This window comes from Paenibacillus amylolyticus (genome assembly GCF_001570725.1).
In the GTDB taxonomy this organism is placed as follows: Bacteria; Bacillota; Bacilli; order Paenibacillales; family Paenibacillaceae; genus Paenibacillus; species Paenibacillus amylolyticus_A.
In genome coordinates this window covers 646,999-659,772 of record NZ_BCNV01000005.1, presented here as the reverse complement: position 1 = coordinate 659,772, position 12,774 = coordinate 646,999, and the positions used below count along the sequence as shown (strand labels likewise).

The following is a 12,774-nucleotide window of genomic DNA, read 5'->3' as shown; positions in this document are numbered from 1 at the left end:
ATATATGACAAACCTCAAGGCATCAAGGAACTTCGCCAATTCGACCAGAGTCCCATACGCTTCCCGAAATCCCCGGTTAATGCAGATAATTCGTTTTGCGCAGATCTTAAGTTAGGCCTAGAATATCCGCTATTAGGTTTACCCTTTGATTTCCTTGTACATCGTCAGATCCGTTACCTCATATCCCATCTTGCGATACAGGCTGCTCGCCCGCACATTATGTCCAAAGACATGCAAACCAATGCGATCCACGCCAAGACTCAAGGCCGTCTGTTCAAGCGCCTGCATCGTCTCTGTTCCGTATCCCTTACCACGGTGTGCTTCTTCAACCACAATATCCAGCAAAAAGGCATCTTTTCCACGACGATTATCCGTGATATTAAACCAGATATACCCTACATTTCCGTCCACAGGATGCACCAGGTTGTAAAGATACGCTCCGGGTGTGTTCAAACCTTCTGGAAGATAACGTTCATAAGACTCCTCGGCCAGTTGCTGCGCCTCTTCCTCCGCCCAGGTACCTGCTTCTACTTTTTCTTCTGCAAAATCCTTAATGGAGCGAATGCGAAAACTCGCATAATCTTCCTGATTCATCGGAGTAAGTTCCATGCTGTTTCCCTCCTCATTTGAGTGTTCTATGTAAGATCACTGTTCACTCTTTTATGTACTACTATATCGTATTGTATCCTGTTCTCCCGCTTAGCGCATGAAGTTATTCTGACGATTCGGATTTCAATTTCATATTTATCCATTTTAATCAAAACTTTTGATCTCCTACCATCCTTTATACCTCATGAAGGAAAGGAGTGGATCATATTGAACACACGTCGCCGATTCTCCAAAAAGAAAATGATTATCTTATCCGCTATCATACTAGGAGTCGCCATCGTCGCTTTTATGAGCTTTCTGAATGCAATGGATCCCTTTCGCCACTTAAGAATAACGATTCACAATAAGTCTGACTATGACCTCACCAATATTCAGGCTAGCCTGACCAACGGCGACAACTCGTTTAACAACAATGAGAGTGGCTCCCTACATTTGTTGGAGGAGAATATCCCCAGCGGTGAGAATCTAAAATTCTTACCACAGCTGCAAGTTTCAGGAGAATCGTCTGTTTACCTTACGTTTACGGACAGTCGTGGAAAAACATATAACGAGGTGGTATGCGGTTATACGGAATACTTGTCCGGCAATTCGTACGTTACTGTAACCAATGAGAATGTCACCGTGAAAGAAGAATGTATGTAATAATTTAGAAATACCATTATGTGAATTACTGAAACATTTTTACATACCACTAGCATAAAGGAGGAAATCAGATTGATATTTAACGTAAATTTAGGTGCAGGGTTAGCTCTATCTATATTACTTTCTGCACATCCAGCTAGTGCTATTGAATTAGAGGATAGAGTGCAAGATGCTCTTACCACCTCTCCAATCACTGTGGAGAACACTGAGGATCCGATTGTTACTCCAATGGATATACAGCTTATCAGACCATTCAATTACAGCAGTTACAATGCATACGAAAAATCCTTCACATTGGATCCTGACAATGGAGAGACTTCTAATCTTTGGATTAACAATACTAGTACGGATACTGTTTATGCCAAAATTACCGTGGGCAGTCTCTCCCCAATTGACATTCCAATCAAGAGAGGGACTCAAAAAACAACAAGAATAGGTGTCATAGGAACAACAAACGTCAAAGTATATATCTATAGTTCAACAGGGCATAAAATGGATATGAATATCAGTGCCCGCCAATTTTAATATTAAAAATAGTGTAGAGGACACTTCTTAATGAAGTATCCTCTACATTATTTTTGTTCCAGATTATATAGGAAGCAATATGAGTAGACTCAAAATATATAATTAAAGAGCCCCAATTAAGCTTATATCACCTTCATTTTCACCCTCGGCCTAACGCCGTTCCACCAGACGTGACGTCTGCTGCAAATCCTCAATTCGCCCTGCGCCAATGCCAAACATCACGGTACGCAGCTCGAATTCGACCTGTTCCAACCGCTCATTCAGCGCATCATCGGAAGCTACTGCGGATTCGAGCAGAGATCGACCGAAACCAGCGAGATCTGCCCCGAGCGCGAGGGCTTTGGCCGCATCCACGCCAGTGTGCAGTCCGCCGCTGCCGATCAGAGCACCAGTAGGATTCAGCGCTCGTACTTCCTGAATACACTCCGCTGTGGGAATGCCCCAGTCGGCAAAAGCTTCCGCTGCCGCTCGGCGTACCGGGTTATTGTTGCGGTACTTCTCCACCTGCACCCAGCTTGTACCTCCAGCGCCGGCTACATCGATAAACGCGACACCCGCTTCATATAAGGCTTTCGCCGTCACGCCATCGATGCCAAAACCTACTTCTTTCACGCCAACAGGTACGTCTAGCTCACGACACAAGTTCTCAATCCGTTGAAATAATCCGCTGAAGTTAGTATTGCCTTCCGGCTGGAAGACTTCCTGCAACGTGTTCAAGTGAAGCACGAGCATGTCCGCACCGGCAATATCTACGGCACGCTGGAAATCAGCCGTGGTGAAGCCATAGTTCAGCTGCACCGCACCCAGATTGGCAATGACCGGGATGTCCGGTGCCCAGCGCCGCACATCGAAGGTACTTGCAAGTTCCGGCTGCTCCACGGCAGCCCGGATCGAACCTACGCCGAGCGCCCAGCCTCTGGCGTTTGCTACTCGGGCGAGGCGCTCATTGATGGCGCCTGTTGTTTTGCTTCCACCCGTCATCGAACTGATGAGCAAGGGTGTGCGCACTTTTTTGCCAATAAACGAAGTCTCCAGATGCACCTCTTCAAAATCCAGTTCCGGCAGTGGATGATGACGAAACGCATACCGCTCCATGCCGCTGGTTACCCCTTGTCCTGCCACATTCTCCTCAAGACAGAGGCGCACGTGTTCCAGCTTCCGTTCTCCCGTAGCCACTTCGGGAAGCAGCCGTTCGCCGGCTCGCTCTTGTTCATTCATGATGAGACCTCCTATGTGAGAATCGTGCGGATCGACAGGATAACCTGCCTGTTCCTAGCTTTTATGTATATAAGTCTTTTGCAAAAGACAAAAACATCAATTCTATTAGCATTACCACTTAACTCTATCCAGTATAACGTTCCAATCCACCTATTGAAAGGATGCCCTGCTACCAAATGTCTCACTTGATCCTCAGGGCACCGCTATTCATGCCTACTCAAAAACACGGATCTTCCGTCGCAGCTTCAAAGCTGGTTAGCAGAGACGATGCACACGCACATGGATCAACAGAACACATTTCACTCCATCATCCTGCACAACGAGCTTATCTCAAGATTTCTGATGCCAACTGCTCACCAACAAGCTGTCCGGACAACGTCACAATCGGGGTTCCACCGCCTGGATGCGTGGTTCCGCCGACGTACCAGAGACCTTGGACATCTTTGCTTCGGTTGCCTGGTCGCATGAAGGTCTGCTTCACCGAGTTGGACGAGATGCCGTAGATCGACCCTTGATGCGCCAAAGTATCCCGTTCGATATCTCGCGGCGTGTACCGGATCAGCACATCGGATTGTTTCAACCCGGTAATTCCCCGTCCTGCCAACTGTTCCAGCACAAACGCTCCGTAACGTTCCGTCTGCTGCTCCCAATTCCATGAATCCGACAAGTAGGGGGCATTGACCAGAATGAACAGGTTACTTGCTCCCGCCGGAGCCATGCCTGCTTCCGAATAACCGGAGTAACAGATGTAGATCGTGGGGTCATCGGGCATTTTACGTTCACGGAAAATATGGTCGAACTCCGGTTCATACCGTTCCGGGAAGAAAACCGTATGGTGCAGTAGTGCATCATACTGTCTTCGCACACCTGCCAGCGTCACAAATCCCGAAATGGATGGCTCATACTTCTGTATGCGGGCATCGCTCATCTCTTTCCGATGTTCCGGTGCGAGCAGCAGTCGATTCACGCTAAGTACATCGCCATTGGCAACCACCTGATCGGCTTCCCGGAAGCCTTGATCCGTATCCACGCCAGCCACTTTGCCATTCCGAACAACAATCTGCCGGACCTCAGTGCCGGTAATGATCTGCACACCTTTTTCCTGTGCCAGCCGGGTCATTCCTTCGATCAGTTGATAGGTTCCACCTTTGACCCCGTAGATGCCCACATCTGCTTCCACATGACCCATCATGGCAAAGATGGAAGGAGACTGATACGGAGATGATCCCACATAGGTTGCGTACCGCCCGAACATAGCCAGCGTGTGCGGATGCTGGAAATACGAACGCAGTAACTTATCCAGCTTCACCGTTGGCCGCACGCGGAGCAGGCTGCGCAGCATCTGAAGATTGTATTTGTCAGAAGGAGACAGCAGCAACTTACCGAGAAAATGACGATTGGCTTCCGCATACAGTGCAGCAGACTCATCCATAAACGCATCATAACGAGCTGCATCCTCCGGACTGTACGCAGCGATCTGCTCCTTCATCCACCCACGGTTGCCTGACAAATCTACCACTGTGCCATCTGCGAATATATTACGCGTGCGCGGTTCTAACTCATATAGCTGTACGTAGTCTTCCATCGCTACACCCGCGTGATCAAACACTGAACGAAAGGTGGATGGCATCGTGATCGTGCTCGGTCCCCGGTCAAAATGATACCCGTCCCGCTCAATCTGTTGCAGCTTGCCACCTACGTGTTGTTGCCGTTCCAGAATGGTCACCTGCACACCTTGTGAAGCCAGTCTTATCGCACACGACAGACCTCCAAATCCTGCACCGATAATAATGACGTTACCTCTCAACTGTACCGCCTACCTTTCCATACATACCCCTTGCCGGAGCGGCCTGCCTGCCAGGAAGCAAGTCCGATGGCAATGACACAGGCCATGCTGACCGGTTGCAGAAGGGCGAGCCACCACGGTTGTCCGCCAGCATGATCCGCTACTCTTTTCACAGCCATACCTATTAAAGTGCCTATCAATCCATACAGAATGAACATCGAACTGCCCATCATGAGTCCAATAATCAAGCCCAGCGGAGGCACAATATACATCAGTGTATAGATCAACATCGTGCCAAGCAGCAGTACGTCTTTGCGTCCCATACCTTCGTACATATTTTTCTTATATCCGTTCCATACTTCTGCCCCGTTCTGATACATGCGGGTATTTGTTACATCATGCACGTCTATCAGCATCACCGGATGACCCGCACGCTTGACTGCTTTGGCAAGACTCATGTCATCCACCAGATGCGCCTGAATGGTAGCATGACCGCCGGATGCTTCGTAACTGGAGCGATGAATCAGCAAAAAAGCCCCCGTAGCGGCCACAAACATCGGACTGGATGATCTGCGTATCATGAAAATGGGCAGATGACTGATGATGGTGAAGACCATCATCGGCACGACAAGCTTCTCCATCCACGTCTTTGTTACTTGATAAGGAAAACCGGTTACCAGCCCCCCGCTCTGCTCACACCCTGCTGCCAGAGTCTGCCGAATGGCACTTGGCTCCAGACGCACATCCGCATCCACAAACATAAACCATTCTCCCTCGGCCTCCTGAACCAGCCTGTGACACGCATGGGATTTCCCCATCCAGCCTTCGGGAAGATCGACGCCATGCAGCAGACGCACACGTGCATCGCGATCCGCAATCGCTTGTACCATGGCCGCTGTCTCATCTTCGGAGCGATCATCCAGCACCAATACTTCCATCCGGAATCCCGACGTATCGCTCGCGAGCACACTTTCCAGACATCCTTCGATATGTAGTCTTTCATTTCTGGCTGGAATCAGCACCGAGACCAACAGATCGGGCGGTTGTATTTGGTCTGCTCGAAATGAACGCACTTTGGGCAGACATGAGACGTTCCATAGAGCGAACAGCAACTGTATGCCCAGTATGCATGTAAGCACAATCCAGAATATTTCAGATGCATTCATCCTAACGGTTCACCCGCTTTCGTGCCGCATCGTATTTTTCACTTGTCGAACGTACATGACGAATCAGCGGAAGCGCATCTGGCAAACTTCCCTGCCCCATCCGTATAAGCTCTGATCTATGATCGTCTAACTGCTGTTCCAACAAACTGCCGAGTCTGGAGGCAATCTCTTCACTCTTCCATGCCTTCCAGTCTTCTACCACAGGAGAGCCCGCCCACATCGATATTTCCGGTAAATCATGCTGGACCATCCCATGGCACAAGGTTACCGGTACGGCGATGGCATTCGGGGAGCGTCGAAGCAACAATCCGATGCCTGGACGGAACTGAATCGGTCTGGCCTCCTGATGCAGAATTTCTCCTTGTGGAAAAATCCAGACCCTTTTGCCCGAATTCAACAGCTCACTGGTGTACTGTAGAGAGGTCCGAATACCGGACGCACTCTCCTTATTGATCGAATACGCACCCAATTTACGAAAAAAAGCATATTGCTGAAGCTGCTGCTCCTCCATCATCACATAATGATCTCCTCGCGATGTCTGCCTGGCCGCATGATAGAGCAGCAGACCATCCCACCAGGAGCTGTGGTTCATGAAGTAGATCACCGGGCGAGTGGGATCAATCGGGGAGTTGTCCCGGATATCCACCTGCGGGTCCAGTGACCCCGATAGAGTGAAGGAGCGGAAGCGCCGACGCAGCAGATAATAGTGATTGTATAAGGAAAAAATCTGATTAAACGGTTTTGATTTTACGGCGCGAATCATATAGCCAGCTCCCTTCGGCAAGAAGCACACCAGCAATGGCGATGATAAAGCTGCCTGTAATCCCTTCCTTGAGAGCAAGTAGGCCGAACAGAAGAATAAACAGCTGATACAGCCATTTGGCACGCAGCAATGAGCTACGGTCATTAGGCATGGCCGGAAGGAAGAGGGACAGGAATGCACCCATGATAAACCAGCTTATGTAATTGGTCCACGGAACACCGTAGAAACCACCTAGAGCCTGCCATTCCCAGAATCCTCTCGCATGTGCAACAGGGTCGAGTACCAGATCGAGGACAATTGCCCAGAACCCGGTCTTCACTGCTCGAAGCAGTTTTCCAGTCCAGGTTGAACCGCCACCACTTAACAGCGCCGAGTTACCCACCACTGCGATCCATGCGAAACCCAGCGTAACTGGCACACTGAACAGATGAATCCCGAAGAAGTCAGAGTAGGCATACTCACCAAAAGGCCAATGGGTATGAACCCCTACCCACTCCACGCCCATACCTCCTAGCCAGATGATCACAGACGCTATCCAGAGTCCGGGTTTCAGCCAGATGACTGACTGGTCGGACAGACCTGTCCGATTACGCCCTTGGTAGATCAGATCCAGCACATACAGCGCATAGAAGATTAGAAATAAACCATTCGAAAAGGATAATACGTCAGGCACGCCGATCGTCAGCATCAAGACGGCTCCAATGACATACCATGCCCAGTAAAGCCACTGGACCATCAGGATACCGCCGTTCGGGAAGCTTGGAAGGCCAGCATCGGATAACGTTTCACAATCGCACCCAACATCTCCAGTTTCAATTCATCGCTTACATAGGCCCGTTTGGTATATACGTCATAGTCGTTGCGTTCAACCGCGTGTAGAATGGTGGAGTAAAAGGCTGCTGCCAGCTCGATGGAAAACGCACTTTCCGTTGGGTACGTATCCAGACGATCCATGCCAATACGGAACCAGTTCAATGCTGCCGCTTTTAATTCGTGAACAATGGCAATAAAGCGCTCGTCCACGATCCCGTCTTCGAAGTCCTGCTCGGTATAACCATGCTTCTCCATGATCTCCAGCGGAACATATCGGCGCACTCTGGCCCGATCTTCACCAACATCCCGAATAATATTGACGATCTGCATTCCTTTACCCAAAGCAATCCCGTTCATGGCTACTTCCGCGCCGTTATCATCCCGCAATACAGGCAACAACATCTCACCTACGGTTCCGGCTACCAGATAACAATAATGCTCCAGTTCCTGCATTGTTGTATAATGCGTTACTTTAAGATCCGTGAGTTGCCCTTCCATCTGACGGAAGAATGGCCCCTTATCCAGATGAGGGAAACTGCTGAACAACCATCTCAGTGCTGGCCAGATAAAATGTCCTTCCGCGTCATCCAACTGATCAAACAAATCATGGATTTCGTGAATCGTATAGGGCGAATGCTCCGGCTCGTCTACACTGTCATCAATCATGCGGCAGAAGGCATAAATGACATATACCGCTTCCCGACGTGGACTAGGCAGCCCTCTAAAGGCCTGATAAAAAGAGGAAGAACCCTTTTGCATCAACTCTTCACACCTGCTCAAAATCGCTTCATTCATGTTCCCATCTCCTTCATGAGTTGATTGACGGCCATACGTGCACTTTGCATCACAATCGGCACTCCGCCTCCAGGATGTACAGATGCTCCTGCGGCATATAATCCCTGTATATTGGGAAATGGTTTGGGTTGTGGTCGGTATACACCGGACTGGAACAACACTGGCGCAATGCCGAAGCTTCCGCCCCCATAGAGCCCGTCTCGCTCTGCGTCAGCGGGTGTACGCACCTTTTTCCACTTGATCGCTGCACGAAGTCCCGGGAATCCCCGTTGTTCCGCTTCTTCCAGTACACGTTCTGCCAATGCTTCGCTCTCCTGATCCCAGTCGACACCTTCGGCATCGGGTACGGGAATGAGGAAATACAATACACTCTGTCCTTGAGGCGCTGCAGTTTCATCCAATGCGACCGGATTAAATACGTAAAATGAGGACTTTGCCGGAATGCGTCGCTGATTGAAGACTTCCTGTAAACTACCTTCTAGACTCGGTGGCAGGAAGAACTGGTGTGTCGTAGCATCTTCCCAGGTTTTGTCCACGCCAACGTAGAGCAATACACATCCTGAAGAGGGACGATACGGCTTTCTTTTCCGCGCCACCTCTGGGGACTGACCAAGCAAACCCGAAAGATGGGGGAAATCGCCATTGTAGATAACTGCATCCACATTTTCTGCGCCTGCTGCCGTTTCTATACCTTCACACACACCATTTTTAATGGTGAGCCCTGTAACTTCCGAATTTAGCACGACACGTCCACCACGCGATATCAGTTCCTGTTCCAGAATAGCCGGTAATGCTGCATATCCGCCTTTGACCATCCAGATGCCATATTCATGCTCAGCGTAAGGCAAAAGAGAATAGATACCTGGCGTCCCAAACGGTGATCCACCGATGTATAGACTTTGCAGAGAGTACGCATCAAGCAATTCTTCATGCTCAAAATAATCGCCTACTGCTTTCCTGACACTTTTGTGGGCACGCAATCTGCCCATGAGTGACATGAGAGAAGGTGTGAAGAAATCCCTTTTGCGTGGAAAAGCCCTTTCCAGAAAAGCTGCCCGTCCTGCCGGAAACAACGTGTCCATATCTTTCATGAACCGTGTGAATCCCCGGCTCTCTCCCGGGAACAAACGTTCAATCTCCGCCGTCTGCTCCTCACGTGACGTCATCTTGGTCATGACACGACCACTATGGTAATGCACTCTATATAGCGGATCACAGCGAAGTAGCTCAATCTTCGATCGATCTACGCCTGCCTCCTCCAAGATACCAAGTAACATCTCAGGCAGAAGTACAATGGTCGGACCCTGATCGATCCTGTACTCCCCGTCCTGCTCATATCCAATGCGTCCGCCAACGCGGGAACCCCGTTCATACACGGTGACATCCCACCCTTGACGGTTCAACAACAGTGCCGAAGTGAGTCCGCCAATCCCTGCACCTACAATAGCGGCCCGCTTCATGAATGCCCCCCGGCTTCCACCGTCTTCACATAAGAGGATGGTTTAGAGCGTGTGCGCGCGTCCTCTTCCTGGATCAATCTGACACTGATCCGTGCCGATTCGAAGATCGTTGGCAACCCGCTGCCCGGATGTGTCCCTCCGCCCACCAGCCATACACTTTTCAACTCTTCAAACTGGTTATGGGGACGCAAGTACATCATCTGACCCAGGTTATGTGCCATATTGAACGTGGCTCCGCGATACACATCCAATTCATTCTCCCAATCGAGTGGAGTGAACAACATACATTCTTCAATACGGCTGCGAATGTCGGCCAGCTCAGGAATGCCTTCCATACGTTTCATCATGGCCTCCTGCACATTCTCACGTTCTGCCTCCCAATCGATGTTTGCGGTAAGGTTAGGCGTAGGCATAAGAACATATAATGCAGATTTTCCTTCCGGTGCCAGCGTCGAATCGAGTCTGGAAGGGTTATGAATATATAGAGATGGATCGGCAGACAGCATTTTGTGCTTCGTAATCTCGTCGACGTTCAACCGGTAGTCCTCGGGAAAATAGATTGAGTGATGCGGCAGGTCCACTTCACCATCCACGCCCAGATACAACATTGCTGTCGAGCAGGAGTACTTTTTGCGTTTCATTTTCTCCGGAGTATATTTCTTGAGTACACCCGGTTCGAACAGATGGTTCACCGCATGTGCGAAGTCGGCGTTCACAACAACATGGTCCGCTTCGATGCGTTCACCGCTCTCAAGCAAGACACCTTCTGCACGACCATTGCGAACGATGACCTGTTTCACTGGAGTGGAAGTATGTATGCGTCCTCCGTGTTCTTCCACGACATCAGCCATGGCTTGGAAGATCCGATTCACACCGCCGATGGGGTGGAACAATCCGTAGTGATGCTCAATGAACGATAGTATGGTAAAGGTGCCCGGACAATCCCAGGCAGACATGCCGAGATATTTGGATTGGAATGTAAAGGCCCAGCGTAGACGCTCATCTGTAAAATAGCGGGACAAGATTCCATATACCGTATTGTGGACATCAAGCTTGGGCAGAGCTGTTACCGCGTCCTTGCGCAAATAGTCAGTCAGCTTGCCAAAAGGACGACGGAGCAAAGGCATGACTTTGCCAAATTTCACTTCTTCTTCTTGCATGAACCGAAGGTAATTGTCTTCATTGCCCGGAAACAATTGCTTAATCTGTGCAGCTGTATCTTCTCGATTACGAGAAGGCTTGAACACCTTGTCACCAAAGTTCAGTGCGTACAGCGGGGTTAGCTCTTTCATATCCACATAATCGGATAATTTGCGTCCCACCACATCGAACATCTCTTCGATCAGCTGTGGCATCATCAAAAACGTTGCACCCCGGTCGAATCGATATTCGCCCAGCTCCAGTCTGGCAGAACGTCCCCCGATGACTGGCTGTTTCTCATACACATCTACTTCGTATCCCTGACCGGACAATAGCATCGCTGCTGCAAGCCCACCTGGACCTGCGCCAATGACAGCTGCACGTTTGCGTTGTTGATTCGGTATCATGCCACTCACCTTTCTATGTAGGGAATTCCTATAGTTCTCTAGCCCCTAACCTATTATTAAACCGCTCAAGAACACTTTAAGCGGGTAACTAGCAAAAACATTATACAAATATAATACAAATATTATACGGGCTTGTAAACCAAAAAATGACCCGTCGGTCAAAATACTCTACTAATCCATTTATAAACACAAAAAACACCCTTTGATCACTTTCGTCAAAGGATGTCCTTTATACACTAACCTATTCATATCATTATGAGATTATGTTTAATTATTAGCCTGTCCGAACCGCGCACCAGGTGGTCGCTCTGCAAGATATTCCCGCTCCATCCATGACTGCCAATCTGCTGAGTTCTCAGGCATGATCCATTGGGGATAACGCGCATGCTCTGCACGCTCATAGCCTTTGCCCCCAAGTACGAAGCGAATATGCGGGAACTCGTTCATAATCCGCTCGACGAGCTGATCACATTTTTCAAGAAGCCCTGGACTTGTGATCGACAGGCAGACCAACTTGATCTTTTGCTCCCGGATAATCGGGAAGATGCCTTCCTCTGGCGTGTTGGCACCGAGATACAGTACTTCCGCTCCATTTTTGCGCATAAAGAGAGAGAACAGCAGCAACCCGACCTGATGATGCTCCCCTTCCGGACACAACGCCAGAACTTTGGGCAGATGAGGATAGATCGGGAACAGATGGAAAAACTGATAAAAGCGCTGTGATATCAGCTGTGTCATGAAGTGCTCCTGCGCCACCGAAGCCCTGCCTTGCTCCCATGCATCTCCAACCCGAACCAGAATGGGCACCAGCACATGATAGAACATCGAGTCGTATCCATACATGGTAAAACCAAAATCGATCAGACCATTGGCACGTTCACCCTGAAAGTTGTAGAGCGAGTCATAGATCTGATCTGCCATGCGTGCATAGGCTTCTTCCATCGTAGGCACCGGAGCCATGATCGGCGTGGGCACAGCCTCGGGCGGATTTAATTTGTTTACTTTCAACATCCGTACCGCTTCCGAGATATTGGTCTGATGCAGCTCTACCTGCTCTTTCAACCAGCGCAGATCCGCAACATTCTCTTCGGTGTACATTCGATAACCCGATTCCGTCCGCTCAGGGGTGACCGCACTATACCGATTCTCCCAAGCCCGTAGCGTTACCGTCGGGATACCGAGCATGGCAGCGACTTGTTTGATGGAATACACTTTATTACCCACTTTCTTTCCTATATGTGTCCATAATACACAGGTTATCTCATTGGTTCCCCGTCCTTGTCAGGCATATGAAAACCCCAACATTCTACAAAAATAATACACTCATTATACACAACGGTCACAGACCTGTCGATTGCATCCTGCCAATTTTGTAATCTGCATTTTACGGATATATTTGCTCTCCTTCCGGTCTATACTGCGTCAACGTTAACATCCGTGTGGTAATAGA

At 49.4% G+C, this 12,774-nt stretch carries 12 protein-coding genes; 2 read left to right on the top strand and 10 right to left on the bottom strand.

Annotated features, from left to right (window positions below; genetic code table 11):
* Positions 1-138 precede the first annotated feature (138 nt).
* Complete coding sequence (locus PAHA3_RS22810; RefSeq protein WP_062836947.1) at positions 139-609, bottom strand: GNAT family N-acetyltransferase; 471 nt, start codon at positions 607-609, stop codon at positions 139-141.
* 207 nt (positions 610-816) lie between these two features.
* On the opposite strand from PAHA3_RS22810, the gene PAHA3_RS22805 reads away from it, so the two are divergent.
* Positions 817-1,251 carry a hypothetical protein gene (locus PAHA3_RS22805; protein WP_062836946.1) on the top strand — a complete coding sequence of 145 codons (435 nt, stop codon included), beginning with the start codon at positions 817-819 and terminating at the stop codon, positions 1,249-1,251.
* Between the two features lie 72 nt (positions 1,252-1,323).
* Complete coding sequence (locus PAHA3_RS22800; RefSeq protein WP_062836945.1) at positions 1,324-1,776, top strand: hypothetical protein; 453 nt, start codon at positions 1,324-1,326, stop codon at positions 1,774-1,776.
* 150 nt (positions 1,777-1,926) lie between these two features.
* Here PAHA3_RS22800 and fni read toward each other — a convergent pair whose 3' ends face one another.
* From fni to PAHA3_RS22755, 9 genes are all read right to left on the bottom strand, one after another.
* Entirely contained in the window at positions 1,927-2,994 is a 1,068-nt protein-coding gene (gene fni / locus PAHA3_RS22795; protein WP_062836944.1) for a type 2 isopentenyl-diphosphate Delta-isomerase, read from the bottom strand.
* Positions 2,995-3,319: 325 nt separating this feature from the next.
* Complete coding sequence (locus tag PAHA3_RS22790; protein ID WP_062836943.1) at positions 3,320-4,801, bottom strand: phytoene desaturase family protein; 1,482 nt, start codon at positions 4,799-4,801, stop codon at positions 3,320-3,322.
* Positions 4,798-5,946: a glycosyltransferase gene (locus PAHA3_RS22785; RefSeq protein ID WP_062836942.1), complete on the bottom strand. Its 1,149-nt coding sequence runs from the start codon at positions 5,944-5,946 to the stop codon at positions 4,798-4,800. The genes PAHA3_RS22790 and PAHA3_RS22785 overlap by 4 nt, the downstream gene beginning before the upstream one ends.
* 1 nt (position 5,947) lies before the next feature.
* Positions 5,948-6,709: a lysophospholipid acyltransferase family protein gene (locus PAHA3_RS22780; protein WP_062836941.1), complete on the bottom strand. Its 762-nt coding sequence runs from the start codon at positions 6,707-6,709 to the stop codon at positions 5,948-5,950.
* Positions 6,678-7,445, bottom strand: coding sequence for a carotenoid biosynthesis protein (locus PAHA3_RS22775; protein ID WP_062836940.1), 768 nt, complete (start codon positions 7,443-7,445; stop codon positions 6,678-6,680). Before PAHA3_RS22775 ends, PAHA3_RS22780 begins: the two co-directional genes overlap by 32 nt.
* A complete protein-coding gene (locus tag PAHA3_RS22770; protein WP_062836939.1) occupies positions 7,445-8,317 on the bottom strand; it encodes a phytoene/squalene synthase family protein in 873 nt (290 codons plus the stop codon). Before PAHA3_RS22770 ends, PAHA3_RS22775 begins: the two co-directional genes overlap by 1 nt.
* Entirely contained in the window at positions 8,314-9,777 is a 1,464-nt protein-coding gene (locus tag PAHA3_RS22765; RefSeq protein WP_062836938.1) for a phytoene desaturase family protein, read from the bottom strand. The genes PAHA3_RS22770 and PAHA3_RS22765 overlap by 4 nt, the downstream gene beginning before the upstream one ends.
* Positions 9,774-11,324, bottom strand: coding sequence for a phytoene desaturase family protein (locus PAHA3_RS22760; RefSeq protein ID WP_062836937.1), 1,551 nt, complete (start codon positions 11,322-11,324; stop codon positions 9,774-9,776). Before PAHA3_RS22760 ends, PAHA3_RS22765 begins: the two co-directional genes overlap by 4 nt.
* Positions 11,325-11,591: 267 nt before the next feature.
* A complete protein-coding gene (locus PAHA3_RS22755) occupies positions 11,592-12,548 on the bottom strand; it encodes a MerR family transcriptional regulator (RefSeq protein WP_235599534.1) in 957 nt (318 codons plus the stop codon).
* Between the last annotated feature and the right edge of the window lie 226 nt (positions 12,549-12,774).